At 36.5% G+C, this 18,636-nt stretch carries 15 protein-coding genes; 9 read left to right on the forward strand and 6 right to left on the reverse strand.

Annotation, left to right across the window (positions count from 1 at the left end; all coding sequences use genetic code 11):
- The 9 genes from NYE73_RS04710 to opp4C all read left to right on the forward strand — a co-directional run bounded on the left by NYE73_RS04710 (window position 1) and on the right by opp4C (window position 9,646).
- Entirely contained in the window at window positions 1-774 is a 774-nt protein-coding gene (locus NYE73_RS04710; protein ID WP_259950985.1) for a dihydroorotate dehydrogenase electron transfer subunit, read from the forward strand.
- A complete protein-coding gene (locus tag NYE73_RS04715; protein ID WP_048394627.1) occupies window positions 771-1,682 on the forward strand; it encodes a dihydroorotate dehydrogenase in 912 nt (303 codons plus the stop codon). Before NYE73_RS04710 ends, NYE73_RS04715 begins: the two co-directional genes overlap by 4 nt.
- Window positions 1,682-2,386, forward strand: coding sequence for an orotidine-5'-phosphate decarboxylase (gene pyrF / locus NYE73_RS04720; RefSeq protein ID WP_259950984.1), 705 nt, complete (start codon window positions 1,682-1,684; stop codon window positions 2,384-2,386). The genes NYE73_RS04715 and pyrF overlap by 1 nt, the downstream gene beginning before the upstream one ends.
- Before the next feature lie 3 nt (window positions 2,387-2,389).
- Window positions 2,390-3,019 carry an orotate phosphoribosyltransferase gene (pyrE, locus tag NYE73_RS04725; protein WP_048394623.1) on the forward strand — a complete coding sequence of 210 codons (630 nt, stop codon included), beginning with the start codon at window positions 2,390-2,392 and terminating at the stop codon, window positions 3,017-3,019.
- A gap of 880 nt (window positions 3,020-3,899) precedes the next feature.
- On the forward strand, window positions 3,900-4,895 hold the full coding sequence (locus NYE73_RS04730; protein WP_048395394.1) for an ABC transporter ATP-binding protein: 996 nt from the start codon (window positions 3,900-3,902) through the stop codon (window positions 4,893-4,895).
- Window positions 4,896-4,899: 4 nt separating this feature from the next.
- A complete protein-coding gene (locus tag NYE73_RS04735; RefSeq protein WP_259950983.1) occupies window positions 4,900-5,889 on the forward strand; it encodes an ABC transporter ATP-binding protein in 990 nt (329 codons plus the stop codon).
- Window positions 5,890-5,943: 54 nt separating this feature from the next.
- The gene (opp4A, locus tag NYE73_RS04740) at window positions 5,944-7,677 is read left to right on the forward strand and encodes an oligopeptide ABC transporter substrate-binding protein (RefSeq protein WP_048395392.1); all 1,734 of its coding nucleotides are present in this window, start codon (window positions 5,944-5,946) and stop codon (window positions 7,675-7,677) included.
- An 82-nt stretch (window positions 7,678-7,759) separates the two neighbouring features.
- Window positions 7,760-8,725, forward strand: coding sequence for an oligopeptide ABC transporter permease (gene opp4B, locus NYE73_RS04745; RefSeq protein WP_016994271.1), 966 nt, complete (start codon window positions 7,760-7,762; stop codon window positions 8,723-8,725).
- A 12-nt stretch (window positions 8,726-8,737) separates the two neighbouring features.
- Complete coding sequence (gene opp4C, locus NYE73_RS04750; RefSeq protein WP_259950982.1) at window positions 8,738-9,646, forward strand: oligopeptide ABC transporter permease; 909 nt, start codon at window positions 8,738-8,740, stop codon at window positions 9,644-9,646.
- Between the two features lie 550 nt (window positions 9,647-10,196).
- Here opp4C and NYE73_RS04755 read toward each other — a convergent pair.
- From NYE73_RS04755 to NYE73_RS04780, 6 genes are all read right to left on the reverse strand, one after another.
- Window positions 10,197-11,123: an ABC transporter ATP-binding protein gene (locus NYE73_RS04755; RefSeq protein WP_054549873.1), complete on the reverse strand. Its 927-nt coding sequence runs from the start codon at window positions 11,121-11,123 to the stop codon at window positions 10,197-10,199.
- Window positions 11,116-12,171 (reverse strand): ABC transporter ATP-binding protein, encoded by a 1,056-nt coding sequence (locus NYE73_RS04760; RefSeq protein WP_048395385.1) that lies wholly within the window; start codon window positions 12,169-12,171, stop codon window positions 11,116-11,118. Before NYE73_RS04760 ends, NYE73_RS04755 begins: the two co-directional genes overlap by 8 nt.
- Window positions 12,172-12,184: 13 nt before the next feature.
- The gene (locus tag NYE73_RS04765) at window positions 12,185-13,105 is read right to left on the reverse strand and encodes an ABC transporter permease (protein WP_048395384.1); all 921 of its coding nucleotides are present in this window, start codon (window positions 13,103-13,105) and stop codon (window positions 12,185-12,187) included.
- Entirely contained in the window at window positions 13,105-14,034 is a 930-nt protein-coding gene (locus NYE73_RS04770) for an ABC transporter permease (RefSeq protein ID WP_004227372.1), read from the reverse strand. The genes NYE73_RS04765 and NYE73_RS04770 overlap by 1 nt, the downstream gene beginning before the upstream one ends.
- Before the next feature lie 133 nt (window positions 14,035-14,167).
- Window positions 14,168-15,829, reverse strand: a complete 1,662-nt coding sequence (locus tag NYE73_RS04775; RefSeq protein ID WP_054549875.1) for a peptide ABC transporter substrate-binding protein — start codon at window positions 15,827-15,829, stop codon at window positions 14,168-14,170.
- A gap of 906 nt (window positions 15,830-16,735) precedes the next feature.
- Window positions 16,736-18,421 (reverse strand): methyl-accepting chemotaxis protein, encoded by a 1,686-nt coding sequence (locus NYE73_RS04780; RefSeq protein ID WP_103117560.1) that lies wholly within the window; start codon window positions 18,419-18,421, stop codon window positions 16,736-16,738.
- Between the last annotated feature and the right edge of the window lie 215 nt (window positions 18,422-18,636).

The raw sequence follows: 18,636 nt of genomic DNA on the forward strand, positions 1-18,636 counted from the left end.
ATGATACGTCAAGAGAAAATGACGGTCGTCTCTCAAAAGCAAATTGCGACAAACATTTTCGAACTGACACTTCATGGTGAACTGGTTCAGGAGATGACTCCTGGCCAGTTTGTCCATGTAAAGGTGTCGGATTCATTGGAGCCGCTTTTACGTCGACCAATTAGTATTGCAAATATTGATAAAGACAACAATGAGTTTACAATGATCTATCGTGCTGAGGGGCGTGGTACGAAAGTTCTGGCAACAAATCGAGAAGGTCAGCTGGTCAACGTACTTGGACCAATTGGGAATGGTTTCCCAGTAGAAGCGGTGCAAGAGGGAGGTACTGCACTACTAGTTGGTGGTGGCATTGGTGTCCCTCCATTACATGAGCTAGCCAAGCAATTGAATGCTCGTGGTGTGAAAACAATCCACGTCTTAGGCTTCCAAACAAAAGATGTCTGCTTTTATGAGGATGAATTTAGTGCACTTGGTGAAACGCATTATGTTACGGTGGATGGCTCGAAAGGTACAAACGGCTTTGTAACAACGGTTTTAGAGTCGCATGCTCCTGAATTTGATGTTTTTTATTCCTGTGGACCCTTACCAATGTTAAGAGCATTAGAAGGCTTTTATCCTGAAAAAGAAGGCTATTTATCATTTGAAGAACGTATGGGCTGTGGTATTGGAGCTTGCTTTGCATGTGTATGCAAAACAACTGATCAGGTTGAAAAAGACTATGTTAAAGTTTGCTCTGATGGACCAGTTTTCCCGAAAGGAACGGTGGCACTATGAGTCGTTTAACAATTCAAATACCAGGCTTAGATTTAAAAAACCCTATTATGCCAGCCTCAGGTTGCTTTGGCTTTGGTCGTGAATATGCACAGCTTTATGATTTATCTAAACTAGGGGCTATCATGATTAAGGCAACAACGGTCGAAACGCGTGCAGGTAACCCTACGCCACGTGTTGCCGAAACAGCAGCGGGGATGTTAAATGCCATTGGTCTACAAAATCCAGGCATTGAAAAAGTGATGAATGAGGAATTAAAATTTTTAGAGGATTATAATGTGCCCATCATCGCCAATGTTGCTGGAACAGAGACATCAGACTATGTAGAAGTAGCACGCCGTATTTCAACAGCCTCAAATGTTAAAGCGTTGGAGCTGAATATTTCGTGCCCTAATGTGAAATGTGGTGGTATTCAATTTGGAACAGATCCTGCTACTGCACGTGAGCTTGTCAAGGCTGTCAAGGCTGTGTCAGAAGTGCCAGTCTATGTGAAGTTATCACCAAACGTGACGAACATCGTTGATATTGCCCTAGCTGTTGAAGCAGGTGGAGCAGATGGTATTACCATGATTAATACATTGGTTGGTATGCGTTTAGATGAGCGTACAGGTAAGCCAGTCATAGCTAATGGCACAGGTGGACTATCTGGTCCTGCTGTAAAACCTGTAGCAATACGAATGGTTTATGAGGTGTACAAGGCTGTCAATATTCCGATAATTGGTATGGGCGGTGTAACGGAAGCACAGGATGTCATTGATTTTATGTCCGCAGGTGCTTCAGCTGTAGCAGTAGGAACAGCTAACTTTGTTGACCATTTCGTTTGCCCGAACATTATTGAAGAATTACCAGCAAAGCTGGATGCATTAGGTGTAGAACATATAACAGAGATTATTGGAAGGAGCCATCGTTGATGAATACGAAACCTATACTAGCTCTAGATTTTCCAGGAGAAAAAGAAGTATTCGATTTTCTTAAAAAATTCGATGAGCCTCTTTTCGTGAAAATTGGAATGGAATTATATATGCAAGAGGGACCTGATATCGTACGCAAAGTAAAGGATTTAGGTCATGATATTTTCCTTGATTTAAAATTACATGATATCCCAAATACAGTAGGCTCTGCGATGAAGGGGCTAGCAAAATTAGGGGTAGATTTAGTCAATGTCCATGCTGCAGGCGGACGTGCTATGATGGAAGCAGCTCTAGAAGGACTTGAAGCAGGAACACCAACAGGCAAAGAACGTCCAGCACTAATAGCTGTTACTCAATTAACATCCACAACAGAAGAACAAATGCAAGCAGAACAAAAGATTGCTCTTTCATTGCAAGAGTCTGTCCTACACTACGCAGGGCTGACAAAGGAAGCAGGCTTACAAGGTGTTGTTTGCTCTGTCCATGAGGCTAAGGCGATTGCTGAGGTGTGTGGAGATGAATTTCTACGTGTCACACCAGGGATTCGTTTAGCTGGAGGTGCTGCACACGATCAAAAACGTATAGCAACACCTGATGGGGCAAAGCGTGATGGTTCATCACTCATCGTTGTTGGCCGTGCTATAACAGGTGCACAGGATCCAGTAGCAGCATATAAAATCGTAAGTGAATTATGGGAGGCATAAATTATGACATTACAAAATGAAATTGCACACGCTATGTTAAAAGTTGGAGCAGTAGAATTAAATCCTACAGAGCTATTTACATGGGCATCTGGTATTAAATCACCTATTTACTGTGATACACGTTTAACAATTTCCGATCCAGTTATTCGTAAACAATTAGCAAATGGTTTAGCCTCTGTCATCAAAGAAAATTTCGGAGCGACAGAAATTGTAGCAGGAACAGCTACAGCAGGTATCCCACATGCGGCATGGGTAAGTGATATTTTAGAATTACCAATGGTTTATGTACGCTCTAAAGCGAAGGAGCATGGCCGTGGTAATCAAATTGAAGGAAAATACGTAGCAGGACAAAAAGTAGTGGTTGTGGAGGATATCGTTTCTACAGGTGGTTCTTCCATTACAGCAGTAGAAGCATTGCGTGCAGCAGGCTGTGAGGTGCTTGGAGTTGTTTGTGTTTACACATATAATCTTCCACGCGCTGAACAAGCATTTGATGAGGCTGGCATCCAATACGTATCATTAACAAATTTTGATTATCTGATTGAAGCAGCAAATGAATCCGGCGCTATTAAAGAAGAAGATATTCCATTCTTAAAAGAGTGGCATGGAAAATTAAAAGCTGGAGAGCTATAATTAGAAATCTTGTAAAAGTAGTAGTAAAACATAGAGTTACTGGAATATAAAAGAGAGCAAATGCATAGAAACAACTATCGATACTTTTGTTGATAGTTGTTTTTTTGTGTTTTTTCGATGTAGTCAAAGGAAAATAAACTTTATTAACTTTTAAGAGAAGTATGGCCTATAGATTAAAGAAATTATAAAAATAATTTATTTTTTTAATGTAATATAAAACACTTCATTTGTTTAGTGCTTTAGTAAATAAAATTATTCGTTAATAATAATTAGGAAAATTTAGTATCATTCTCTGAATTAAATAAACAATAAAAATCCTTTTATAATCATGTTTTCCAAATAAAAGTAAATTTTGACGTAGTATGTGTGGATCAATTGAGTAGGTTATTATTATTTCAATAAAATAAAAAAATGATACTTTAGGCAAATAAAGTTGAAAATGAACTAATATTCAGTATGCTTAAACCTAAAGTGTCCAATTTGAAATGGTATAGTTGTATGGATTATTTTGTATGTAATATTATGAGAATTGTAAAAATTCACTTGATTAAATGTATTATTTCCAGATAAAATAGCAATACGCCTAATTGTCAGAATATTATATACTGATCCAGTTACTATTACATTTGGAAAATAGGATCAATTTATGTAATGAAGATGTTCTCTTTAAAATTTGATGTTTTTTTTAGCTAATATAATTTTGAAATAGGTTTAACATCTTAGGATCTAATTTTTCGGAATATTGAATCTTGTGAAGGAAGTCAAAAGCTAATTTCTTTTTACATCTTTTACTTAAAGAATACATTTTAGACATATGTTTCTGTTGCTTACATAAAGGATGTAGTGATTTTTAGTAAAAAAATTAAAGGTGTGATATTAAATGAGCTTAATGTTAGAAGTGAAAAACCTTAAAACTGGTTTCGATATAGATGGGGATATCTATCATGCTGTTGATGATGTTTCTTTTTCAGTCAAATCAGGTCAAATTATTGGGGTAGTTGGAGAATCTGGATGTGGAAAAAGTGTCATGTCACTTTCAGTTATGCAGCTTCTTCCAAAAGGGATTGGCAAAATTACAGGCGGAGAAATTAAGTTTGAAGGAAAAAACATCGAAAATTATTCTAGCGATGACATGAATAAGATTAGAGGAAAAGATATCAGTATGATTTTCCAAGAACCTATGACATCATTAAATCCCGTTTTTACAATTGGTTCACAAATACAAGAGATTATCTTAAATCACTCTAAAATCTCAAAGGCTGAGGCTAAAAGTAAAGCAATAGACTTATTAAAACAAGTCGGCATACCGAGAGCGGATCAAATTGTAGATGAGTATCCTCACCAATTATCTGGTGGTATGAGACAAAGGGTTATGATTGCCATTGCCATTGCATGTCAACCTAAACTATTAATTGCAGATGAGCCTACTACGGCACTTGATGTGACGGTACAAGCTCAAATCTTAGAGCTATTAAAGACAATTCAAGCAAAAAATGATATGTCCATCGTACTTATTACACATGATTTAGGCGTCGTAGCCGAAATGTGTGATGAAGTAATTATCATGTACGCGGGGAAAATTGTAGAAAAAACAAATGTAGATAATTTGTTCCACAATCCTCAGCATCCTTATACAAAGCTATTAATGGCTTCTATACCAAGAATCGATGAGGAAGTTGAAAAGTTAACGACCATTCAAGGGATTGTACCTTCGTTGAAAAATATGCCCCAAATAGGTTGCCGTTTTGTGGATAGATGTCCTTCAGCTATGCCTGATTGTAGCAAGGTTACGCCGCAACTTTCCTTTATAGATGATGGACATGAGGTATCTTGTTTACTTTATGAAAGTTGCGATACTAGAAAGGGTGTGAGCTGACAGCATGAATGAAACAATCGTAAAACAAGAAAAGGATAACTTATTAGAAATTATTGATTTGAAGACATATTACCCAATCAAAGGTGGCTTCTTAAGGCATACTGTCGGTCATGTAAAAGCAGTAGATAACATTTCTTTTACTATTAAAAATGGCGAGACATTAGGGTTAGTTGGAGAATCGGGTTGCGGAAAATCGACAACTGGACGGACAATTTTAAGATTATTAGACTCGACGGATGGAAAAATTATCTTTGATGGTAAAGATATTACAAACTTGAGAGGGAAATCTTTAAGAGATATACGAAAAGATATTCAAATGGTATTTCAGGATCCATACGCATCTTTAAATCCTATGCAAATGGTAGGAAGCATTGTTGCAGAGCCAATTATGAATTTCAGTAACAAATCATTGAAATCATTAAAAGGCGAGGTAATGGAGCTATTAAGAAAAGTCGGCTTACCTGAAGATGCCTATTATAAATATGCTCATGAGTTCTCAGGTGGTCAGCGCCAGCGTATTGGTATTGCTCGGGCACTTGCACTTAGACCAAAGCTTATTATTGCAGACGAGCCTGTTTCAGCCTTAGATGTATCAGTACAATCACAAGTTCTTAATCTATTAAAAGAACTTCAGGATGAGTTTGATTTAACATTCCTGTTTATCGCACATGATTTAAGTGTGGTCAAGCATATGAGCGATCGAATTGGCGTGATGTATCTAGGAAATATTGTAGAAATAGCTGATAAGGAACATATTTACGATGAGCCATTACATCCTTATACACAAGCATTGATCTCTGCAATACCTGTGCCAGATCCGAGAAAGAAAAATAGTCGTATTGTTTTAGAGGGAGATATACCGAGCCCTGCTAATCCACCATCAGGCTGTCCATTCCATCCAAGATGTCCAAAGGCAATGGCAGAATGTTCATTATCTAAGCCAGCTTTAAAGGAGGTGAAGTCGGGGCATAGTGTTGCTTGTCATTTATATTAAAAACTAAAAACGGAAAATAGTTATTGACAAAAATAAAATTACGGGGGGAAAAAAATGAAAAAATCAGCATTATGGTCATTTATGCTATTGCTAGTTATGGCATTATTTTTAGCTGCATGTAATAATGACTCATCAAAAACAGAGAAGGAAAATGAAAAGGATACAAGCGGGGATACAACGACAACAACAGATGAACCTTCTACAGAGGGTGGCATCGTAACATATGGTACAGATGTTGCACCTGAAGGCGTATATGATCCTGCTTATTCAGGTAGTATTGTAGACAGCTATATTCAAAATTTCACAATGGAAGGTATTTATGATGTAAATGATGACTTAGAATATGTTCCAAACTTAGCTTCATGGGAAATTAGTGAGGATAAATTAACGTATACGTTTACATTCCAGAAGGGTGTAAAATGGCATAATGGTGAGGAATTAACAGCTGATGACTGGGTTTTTGCTTTAGAAACACTTGCGCATCCTGATTATGCTGGACCTCGCTACAATTATGTTGAGGGAATTAAAGGTGCCAAAGCTAAAAAAGAAGGTAAGGCTGACAAAATCGAAGGTATTGAAGTAGTAGATCCATACACTGTAAAAATCACTTTTGAACAAGTGAAAATTAATAATTTAGAAAATCTATGGTCAAATCCAATGCCGAAGAAACATTATGAAGGTATTGCTGTTAAGGATTTAGAGGAGTCAAAGCAAGTTCGTGAAAATCCTGTTGGCTTAGGGCCATTTAAGGTGAAAAAAGTTGTAGATGGAGAATATTCTGAATTAGAGCGTTTTGATGATTACTGGAAGGGCAAACCACAGCTTGATGGTGTTATTGTAAAAGTAATTGACCCATCATTAGCAACTGGTGCATTCCAAAATGGAGAAATTGACATTATGGATATTAGACCACAATCCGTAAAAGAATTAGAAGCATTAGGCAATGTACGTATTGAAGAAACTAATGGTGTGGGCTATTCATATATCGGACTTCGTTTTGGCCATCGTGATAAAGCTACATTAAAAAATGTGGCAGATTTTGATAAATTTAATGCAAAAGAATTACGTCAAGCATTATTATACGCAATTAACCGTCCAGCAATGATCGATGCTTTCTTAGAAGGAAAAGCAACAGTTGCCAACACTGTGATTCCAACTACTTTCTGGACTGCTGCACCAGAGTCAGAACTAAACCAATATGAATTCAACCCAGAAAAAGCAAAAGAGCTATTAGCATCTGCAGGTTATGTAGATAAAGATGGTGATGGTTTCGTAGAAGATCCAAAGGGACAACCATTTAAAATTTCATTTGGTCACTATGCAGGTTCAGCAGCATTTGAAGGACGTGCACAAGCAATTGTTCAATCTTGGAATGATATTGGTGTAAAAACAGAATTAGCGACAGGTAGTTTAATTGAGTTTAACTTATATAATGATATGAAAGATAATGATGATGCAGCTTTAGAAGCATTCTTCGGTGCGTGGAGTACAGGTGCTGATCCAGATCCATCAGGATTATGGGGTAATGACGCTGAGTGGAACTATGGTCGTTGGGTAGATCCTAAAAACCAAGAATTATTGGATAAAGGCTTAAGTGAAGAAGCATTTGACAAAGAAAAACGTATGGCAACATATGTTGAATGGCAAAAATACTTCAACGAAGAATTACCTGCACTTCCTTTATGGGAAAACTTAGATTTATATGGTATTAATAACCGTTTACAAGGTGTTCATGTCAACGCTGTTGGCTTCCAAACGGATGTTTATAAATGGCATATTAAAGAATAAGCTATTGTGTACTTTAATTCTTGCTAACTAAGTCCTTGAAAAGAGGACTTAGTTAGTAAATTTATAGATAAGGAGACGTTACATGCTTCAATATACACTTCGACGACTACTTGGCATGATCCCATTGTTACTCCTTATTTCGTTGGTGGTATTCTTTTTAGCGAAAATGATGCCAGGAGATGCATTTGCTGGTGAAATTGATCCTTCTAATACGAATCCACAATATATCGAAGAAATGAGAGAAAAATTAGGCTATAACGATCCTATTATCCAGCAATACGGTAGATGGATTGTTAATTTTATGCAAGGGGATTTTGGTAAATCAACTGTTTATAAGAAACCAGCAGTAGAAATTATTGCGCAGCGTATACCTAATACCATATTTTTAGCTCTAACATCGTTAATTTTTACCTACATATTTGCATTTATCATGGGCATGTATGCTGGTAGAAAACCCTATACACTTGGGGATAATTTGATTGCAACGTATAATTATCTAGCTTTAGCCATTCCGTCATTTGTTGCGGGAATTGTAGCCATTTACTTTTTCTCGTTCAAGTTAGGTTGGTTCCCATTTAACGGATCTGTTGGTGTCGGGCTAGAGCCTGGAAATTTGGACTACTATATAAGTAGATTCCACCATGTTTTACTACCTGCGCTTATATTAGGATTGATGGGAACAGCATCCTATACACAATTTTTGCGGAATGACATTATTGAAAATAGTAGAAAAGATTTTGTAAGAACTGCGAGAGCAAAGGGAACAAAAGAATCGAAAATTTATAACAAACATATTTTACGAAATTCTATTATTCCTCTTATTACGTTCCTTGGGTTTGATATCGCAACTTTAATTAGCGGTGCGGTAATAACAGAAACAATCTTTACGTATCCTGGAATAGGTGCTCTCTTCCTTGAATCAGTTGGAAGAAGGGATTATGCAGTCATGATGTCGATCACAATGTTACTTTCGTTTTTAACACTTTTTGGAAATTTAATAGCGGATTTATTATATGGTGTAGTAGATCCACGTATTAGATTGGATTAAGGAGGGGGAAATATGACATTGGTAACGGATCAAGAAGTTTTAACGCCAAAATCGCCAAAGAAAAGCCCCTCGCCATGGGTAATTGCGAGACGAAAGTTCTTTAAAAATAAACTAGCCTTGATTAGCCTTATATTTCTACTGATCGTTATTATCTTATCGTTTCTAGCACCATATATTACAACTAAAGATATTGTCCGGGTTGATTTTACCCAAATAAGTAAACCACCATCTAGTGAAAATTGGTTAGGAACAGATACAAATGGACGAGATGTGTTTACAAGAATGCTCTATGCTGGTAGATCCTCCTTAACAGTAGGATTAAGCTGTATGTTCTTTATTGTTTTAATTGGAACTGCTGTCGGCGCCATTTCAGGGTACTTTGGTGGAAAAATAGATCAAATACTCATGAGATTTACAGATTTTATCTTAATGTTTCCATTTATGATTTTTGTAATTGTTTTAAATCAAATTCTAATTGGAAAAGTATCTGGTCTATGGACTTTGATTTTTGTTATCTCACTGTTAATGTGGGGATCAGTTGCAAGGATTGTACGAAGTAGGGTGCTTGCTGAAAAGGAAAATGAGTATATATTAGCAGCTCAATCAATAGGATGTAAATCATCAAAGATTATTATGAAGCATTTACTACCTAATGTTGCTTCGACGATTATTGTACAAGCAACATTGCTGATGGCTGTAACAATCGTCGCTGAATCTGGTTTAAGCTTTTTAGGGTTGGGCGTACCAGCAGATACACCAAGTTGGGGGAATATGCTGTCCGAAGCTAGAAACTCAGAGGTATTAAAGGAGAAGCTTTGGATGTGGGTGCCTCCTGCAACAGCTATTACGCTAGTAATTTTGTCCATTAATTTTATCGGAGAAGGGTTAAAGGATGCATTAAATCCAAAATCTAGAAGGTAATTAAAAAATGGATATTAAATAAGTGACAAGAAAATAGGGCACCTTTAAATGTAAAAGTAATCACATTTAAAGGTGCCGAATTTTATAAAGGATAATAGTTTAATACATAGTAATATTGATTGTCCTTACAGAGACCACAGAGACCTGAAATAATGTTTTGAGAGCAACTATTATGGTCTAATCACACAAGGCTTTGGACTGTGGCATGGACCAGGGTAGGCAGATGCTGTGGTAGAACCAACACTAATTAATACGATTGTAAAACAACATGTAGCAAGAAGAAGTTTCATACTTTTTTTCATTGAATACACCCCTTTATTCGTGTTAACTCTATCATAATATATTCCTTAAAATATTTAAACTAATTTTACATAAATGGTATTTATTAACTAATTATTTTATGTAAAATAAAAGAATGAAGGGAATTATAGTCTACTAAAAGGTAGTAATTTTATTTAGGTTTACACTGATCGGGATATTGGGTAAGGAAGAAGTAAAATTAAAAAAACTCCCATCTCAGTAATTATACTGTCGATAGGAGTTATAGCTTTTAGCGATTAGCAACCCAAGTTTTTACTAGATCAGCAGTACCATAAACATAATGCTGATCACCTACTTCATGGTAGGTTGCACTTTCGTCAACCTCTGTATGCTTGTACTGAATACGTTGACGGCGCTTCTCTGACATTGGATCAGGAAGTGGGATAGCTGATAGTAAAGATTTTGTATACGGATGAACAGGGTGATTGTAGATATCATCTGCTTTACCGATTTCCATGATTTTACCACGGTACATTACAGCAATACGGTCACTGATGTATTTTACCATAGATAAGTCATGGGCAATGAAAAGATATGTTAAGCCACGTTCTTTTTGTAGTTGTTTTAGTAAGTTAACAACTTGCGCTTGGATAGATACGTCTAGCGCAGAGATTGGCTCATCTGCAATGATAAACTTAGGATCTAAACTTAGTGCACGGGCAATCCCAATACGTTGACGTTGACCACCAGAGAATTCGTGTGCGTAACGATTCGCGTGCTCTTTGTTTAAACCAACAGCTTCAAGTAGCTCTTGAATTTTTGCACGACGTTCTTTTTTATCCTTGTAAAGGCCATGAATATCAAAGGCTTCACCAATGATCTCACCAGCCGTCATACGAGGGTTTAAAGAAGCATAAGGATCTTGGAAAATCATTTGCATTTGACGGTTAAATTTCTTTAACTCATTTTTAGATTTTTTTCCATGGACATTTTCACCATCGAAAACAATCTCGCCACCTGTAATATCATATAAACGAATAATTGAACGACCAGTTGTTGACTTACCACAACCTGATTCACCCACAAGACCAAGTGTTTCACCTTCGTAAACATCGAAGCTGATACCATCTACAGCTTTGATAGGATTACTTGGCGAACCAAAATGCTGCTGTAAATTTTTGATTTCAAGAATTTTTTTCGCACCAGTTTTAGTCATTTTCTTGTGCCTCCTTTGCTAAATACCCTTCAATACGTTTAGCAACCGCATCTGGAAGAGGAATCTTTGGTGCATCAGGATGCAACAACCAAGTCTTTGCAAAATGTGTTTCACTTACTTGGAACATTGGTGGCTCTTGTTCATAATCAATGGCCATAGCATACTCGTTACGAGCTGCAAATGCATCACCCTTAGGTGGATTTGTAAGATCTGGTGGTGAGCCTGGAATGGTACGTAATAGCTCATCAGTATCATTATCTAAATCTGGCATTGAACCAAGTAGACCCCATGTGTAAGGATGCTTTGGATTATAGAAAATATCATTTACAGTACCATATTCAACGATTTGTCCAGCGTACATTACTGCTACACGGTCAGCGATATTCGCCACTACACCTAAATCGTGTGTAATGAAAATGATAGATGTTTGCGAGTTTTTCTGAATTTCTTTCATTAATTCTAAAATTTGCGCTTGAATTGTTACGTCTAGAGCTGTTGTCGGCTCATCTGCAATTAATAGCTTTGGATCAGCTGCAAGGGCAATGGCAATAACAACACGTTGACGCATACCACCTGAAAATTCATGTGGGTATTGGTTATAGCGTTTTTCAGGGAAGGGGATACCTACCTGTGTTAAAAGCTCAATTGCACGTTTTTTCGCTTCGTCTTTAGAAACTTTTTTGTGTTGCAAAATCACTTCAGTTATTTGACGTCCGACCTTCATTGTTGGGTTCAAACTTGTCATAGGATCTTGGAAAATCATTGCAATTTCATTTCCGCGTACTTTAGACATTTCTTTATCTGTTAATGGAACTAAATCACGGCCATTAAATAAAATTTGTCCTGACTCATAAATACCAGGTGGCTGGGGAATTAGTTTCATTAATGCATTACTAGTAACACTTTTACCAGAGCCTGATTCACCTACTATAGCGAGTGTTTCACCCTCCTTTAAATCAAAGTTAACACCACGTACAGCATGGACAAGCCCTGCATAAGTTTTAAAGTTAATTCTTAAATCTTTTACTTCTAGAATTGTTTTACTCATTTCGGCCACCTCCTTATTTACGTAGTTTTGGATCTAGAGCGTCACGTAAGCCGTCACCAACTGCGTTAAACGCAAAGATTGTTAGTGAGATAAATACTGCTGGGAAAATCAAGCGCCATGGAGCATTGGCAATAGCTTTATTACCATCAGAGGCCATTGTACCCCAAGAAGCTGTTGGAGCAGGCACCCCAAGACCAAGGTAGCTTAAGAATGATTCGGTGAAAATAGCAGATGGAATTGTTAGCGTCATCGTTACTAAGATTGCACCAAGAGCATTCGGAACTAAGTGTTTAATAATTAAATGGCCTGTACTAGCACCTAATGTACGAGCAGCAAGAACATATTCTTGATTTTTAATAGATAATACTTCACCACGAACGATACGAGCCATGTTAATCCATCCAGTGATGGACAGGGCAATAATCATAGGAATTAAACCAGGTTGCATAACAACTAAAAGTACGATTACTACTAGAAGGTAAGGTACAGCTGTTAAAACGTCGGCAATACGCATCATGATGTTATCAACACGACCGCCTGCTAAGCCTGAAATACTTCCCCATAAAACACCGATAATTAAATCAATAATCGCTGCAGCAATACCGATAAATAGGGAAATACGAGCGCCTTCCCAAATACGAACGAAAATATCACGACCAAGGTCATCCGTTCCAAACCAAAATTGTGCAGATGGTGGTGCGTTGTAAACACCTAGCTGATCACTTGCTTTATATTGAGAAAACATTGGTACGAATGTAGCCATTAAAATAACAATGATTAAAATGATTATCCCAATGATGGCTAATTTGTTATGAGAGAAACGGAGAAATACTTCTTTCCAAAAGGAGACTGATTTATCAGCTAATTTTTCCGTTGCTTCATGATTTCCACCAACAATTTTAAACTTATCTTTTTCAATTTGTTGCTGTGTCATTATTTTTTCGCTCCTTTCAGTTTAATACGCGGATCAATCACACTATATAGAATATCAACGATTAATACCGCAAATAAAAGGATGATGGAATAGAACACCGTCGTACCCATAATTACTGTATAGTCACGGTTTGTAATACTTTGAACAAAGTGCTTACCAAGTCCAGGAATAGCGAAAATTTGCTCAACAATGAAACTACCTGTTACAACACCAGCTGTTAATGGACCAAGGTATGTTACGACTGGCAGAAGGGCATTTCGTAATGTATGACGGAATACGATTGTCCATTTACCAATACCTTTTGCACGAGCCATTTTTACATAATCACTATTGTTTTGTTCAAGCATACTTGAACGTGTTAATTTTGCGATAAAGCCCATGTGAGAGAAAGCGATTGCAAGGGCTGGTAAAATACTATAAATAAAGCCCTTCCACCCACTAATAGGGAACCAGCCTAGCTTAAAGGCTAAGAAATACTGCATTAAACCTGCTAAGATAAATGAAGGTACTGATATACCGAGCACCGCAAAGGACGTTGCCAAATAATCCGGGAACCTATTATGATATAGCGCGGAAACTACGCCAATTAATACACCGAATCCAACTGCTAATAGCATAGCTTCAATCCCTAATGTTAATGAAACAGGGAAACTTTCAGAAATCATATCATTTGTAGAACGCGCTTTATATTTCATTGACTCACCGAAATTGAATGTGGCCGTATCGATTAAATAATCTTTATATTGAATATACCAAGGGTTATTTAATCCATACGTTTCGTTTAACTTCTCCTCAATTTGAGGTGGGAAATTACGTTCACTCGCGAAAGGACTACCAGGAGCGAGACGCATTAAGAAAAACGTAACCGTTACGATGACGAAAAGCGCGAGAAGTATATACATCAGCCTTTTCAAAATATATTTAATCACATAAAACTCCTCCTTCTATTTGTCAATTTTCAGACAAATATATGCCTTCGTATTTTAAAAAGAGCTGACTCGCGCCGAAGTGGCTACGAGGCAGCTCTTCGCTGTAGAGCTAAATAAGCGAATTATTTGTTGATTATTTCTCTACTTTAACCTCTTTAAGAGAGATGTTACCAAGGATGTCTGCCTTCATGTTTTTCACATAATCTTGTACTACAGATAGGTTCGTGTAGTAGTAGATTGGAATAACTGGGAAATCATTTACAGCAACTTTTTCAGCTTGTTTTAAAAGCTCAAGACGTTTAGCAGGATCTGCTTCAACGTTAGATTGATCTAATAATTTTTTGTATTCTGCACTTTCCCAACCAGTATCGTTGTTACCGTTTGCAGCAGTGTCATACATTTCTAAGAATGTATAAGCATCGTTGTAGTCACCAACCCAGCCCATACGGCCAACTTGGTAATCTAATTGGTTAAGTTTTTCTAAATATACTTGCCATTCAGAGTTATCTAGACCTACAGTGATACCTAGGTTTTTAGTCCAGCCCTCTTGAACGTATTGAGCGATAGCAGCGTGTGCTTCACTTGTGTTGTAAGAAAGGTTAATTTTGATATCTGCTGGGTTTGTAATTCCAAGTTCTTTCATACCAGCTTCAAGTGCTGCTTTAGCACCTTCGATATCATTATCTTTGAAGTAACCACGGTCTTCTTCAAAGCCATGAACTGCGATAGGAACCATGCCTAATGCAGGTTTTTGCTCACCTTTAGTAATGTTGTCAATTAAACCTTGACGATCAACTGCTAAAGCTAACGCTTTACGGATGTTAGCGTTTCCAGTGATTTTATCTTTTGTATTTAGCTTGTACCAGTAAACAGAAGCTTGGTCATTAATATTTAATGAACCATCAGCTTTAAATGCGTCGATTGAATCAAGTGCCACAGATTGGAATGGTGCACCTAAGTAGTCAATTTCTCCAGCTTTGAAGCTTGTTGCTGCAGTTGCTTCAGACTCAACCATACCGATATTAACAGTTTCTAAAGAAACTTTATCAGCATCCCAGTACTCTGGGTTTTTCTTTAATACGATTGTATCATTGTGTCTCCATTCAGCTAATGTGAAAGGACCGTTTGTTACATAGTTTTCACCAGCATCTGCATACCACTCATCATTACCTTCAACTACTTTTTGGTTTAATGGTGCATATGTTTTGAATGCTGTTAATTCTAAGAAGTAAGGTGTTGGGTTTTCTAAAGTTACTACTAATGTTTTTTCGTCTTGTGCTTTAACGCCTACATCATCAGCAGAACCTTCACCATTGTTGTATGCTGCAGCACCTTTAATTGGGTAAAGGATTGAAGCATATTCAGAAAGATTGTCTGGGTTTAATGCCCATTTCCAAGCGTATTCGAAGTCACCAGCTACTACTGGATCTCCGTTTGACCATTTAGCATCACGTAATTTGAACGTGTATGTTTTTAAATCTTCACTAACTTCCCAGCTTTCAGCAGCAGCTGCAACTGGACGAGCGTCTGCATCAAGTGTTGTTAATCCTTCAAAAGTATTTGTTAGAATAACACCAGAAGTTGTATCTGTTGCTAATGCAGGATGAAGAGATGGCGGCTCAGAAGCTACTACTACATTTAATTCGCCACCTGATGAAGTTGTTTCTGAAGAACCAGAATCTTTTCCTTCGTCTTTAGATTTGTCAGACGAATCTCCACCGAAGCCACATGCAGCAAGTACTAAAGAAAATACTGCAAGGACTGTTAGTAATAAAAACTTTTTGTTTTTATTCATGTGAATCCCCCTTATACAATTTTTAAGCCTTTTGTGAAGCTCCTATTTAATATACCAAAAAAATCATTGTGTACAAAATAAAAAAGATTCGAATTTATATAGTATTATCTGACATTTAGGAGAATAATAAATTTTTCCGATTTATCACGCTAAAGAGGCGAAGTGTATATATATTAAAAATTTGATATTTACTTATTCTGAATATCAAAAATAAAGTAAAAATAAAAAAATGATTTACTATACGGAAAATTCCTATTTTTTTGATAATATTATCGATATTTGAAAAATGAATCAAAAGTCATAGATGTAATACCTTGAGGAATTTGTATAGATTTGTAGAAAATCTATGTAAAACTCAGTGAATTAGATTCTTTTACAGGTAATTTCTTGTAATATATTATCGCAAAACATGAATATTTTTATCTATTAATGATATATAAGAAACTTGTTTTGTATTTTTCTAGGATTATCCATTTGTGGGGAAGAAAAAGAAAAAAATGAGCATTTGTATGAAAAAAGGTACCCATACTAAGAAAAATTTGGATTTAGTGACAAGCTAGTTTACGAGATTAAGTTTTTTTGAAATAATTTTGGAGCTAGTTGTATATACATGCATATATGCAGTCGGTTACTGTTTTATTCATCAGTTAAAAAATAAAAGGAATGCTTCATTTCGCCTTGTATTCTTCCAAAGAGAACTGTTTAAATCGTATTGTTTTTTTGAGGATGTCATTTGTCTTACTGAAGAGGATTGATAATGCAAATAATTACTAAAATCTGTTTATTCATCGAATGAAAACGTTAACAATAGCTATTCAGAAGGATATTCTTCCACTTTTTAAGTGGTATACCATGAAAAAATATAAAAAACAGTGCATCCCATTTATAAAATGCACTGTTTTTTATTTAAAGTTTAAATTGATTGATCTGATTCTGTAAATCTAAGGACTTTTCGCTTAGATCTGAGGCAACTTGGTTTACTTGTTGTACTGTTATAGATTGTTCTCTAGTTGCTGAAGCTACAATTTTTGTATTATCCGCGCTAGTTGAAGCACCATGGGCGATTTCTGCAACGGACGCTGCAACCTGTTCAGCGCTAGCTGAAATTTCTTCAGAGGTAGCTGATATATCTTCTATTTGATCTGTCATCGTATTAATTGCTTTCACAATTCCTTCAAAGGCTTGTCCTGCATGTCCGATGATTTTAACGCCCTCTGTGACAGAATGAAGTCCATCAAAGACTGCTTTTTCTACATTATGTGTATCCTGTTGAATTTCTAGCGTTAAGGCAACGATTTGGTTGGCTGATTGTTTGGATTCCTCAGCTAACTTACGAACCTCATCTGCTACTACCGCAAATCCTTTACCATGCTCTCCAGCTCTAGCCGCTTCAATTGCTGCATTGAGTGCCAATAAATTTGTTTGATCTGTAATAGCTGTAATAACAGCTGTGATCTGACTAATCTCATCTGATTGCTTACTCAATTTTTGAACAAGATTATTAATCGTTTGTGTTGATTCATGGATGACATTCATTTGTTGCTGAGCTTCTTCTACCGTCTCATTTCCATTTGTTGCTAATTCTGAAGTTGTTATAGCATTCTGATGTAGTTGTTGAGTTGCCTCAGCTATTCGTTGAACACCTACAGCCGTTTCATCCATTGCGTGTGCGCTTTCGTTAGCTGCAACTGTAGCTGTCACTGCAGCCTCAGCTGTTTCGTTAATCCGTATTGTAATTTCATCAGCAGTGGCAGTAATTTCTTCAGTTGAGGCAGAAAGTTCCTCTACTGAAGCTGTTAAATGCTCTGCATTGTCCTGTATATGCGTTAATAAATTTTTCAAATTACCCTTCATGGCATTAAAAGCTGCTGAAAGCTGACCAATTTCATCTTTTGATTGATGGGTAATATCTGGATGAATTAATTCTCCATTAGCTACATGGTTTGCAGCCAGAACGACAGATTTTAAAGGGCGTGAGATTGTCCGTTGTATATAGAAAATAAGGAAAATACCTAGAGCGATACCAATAATGATTGCGATAATGGAAATAATTTGTGAATTAAACACGGCCTGTTTAGATTCTTTTGTCACAATATCTAGTTGTTCCTTTTGATAGTTTCCAATTTGATCGGATACATCTTGTATACCTTTATTAGCTTGTTGGACTTCACCATTTACCTTCTGCAAAGCACCTTCTAGATTACCAGCTTCAAATAAAGCTATTGCTTCAGTTGCTGCCTTGTTAAAAGAATCATTATGAACTTTTAATTCCTGTGCATATGTTTCCATTTCAGCTGAATTCGATTTTTCAGTGATTTCATCTACATGTGTGTCGAGCATACTTGCATATTTTGAGAAACTCTCTTTGTTAGCAGGTTTGTCTTCGATGATGATGGCACGAATGAAAAGACCTTGCATAGCCATTTCGTATTGAATATCATCTGCTAATTCTACAAGGGCAACATGTCCTTCTAATGCATTTTCAATCTTTTTTTCAATGTTTGAAAATAACAGGAACATAATGAACAAAGAAATGATTAATGTGAGAATAATTGCAAAGAAACCAAAGCTTAATTTTTTACCTACAGACATATAGATACGCCCTTTCCTGAATGCTCTATAAAAATTTTTATACTTTAATTTAGCGTTTCTCAGTTGTAGAAGTCAATATACGTTGAAGGAAACAGTGCAGATTATTCATGTGTTTTTATATTGTTATTATAATAAGGAAGATTGTCTGTAAAAATCAATCAAGATAAGGTTGTTTTCATCGTTTTATAGTACGGATTACGTGTACTCGTTATAAA

This window comes from Lysinibacillus sp. FSL K6-0102, assembly GCF_038003545.1.
GTDB classification, from domain to species: Bacteria; Bacillota; Bacilli; order Bacillales_A; family Planococcaceae; genus Lysinibacillus; species Lysinibacillus capsici.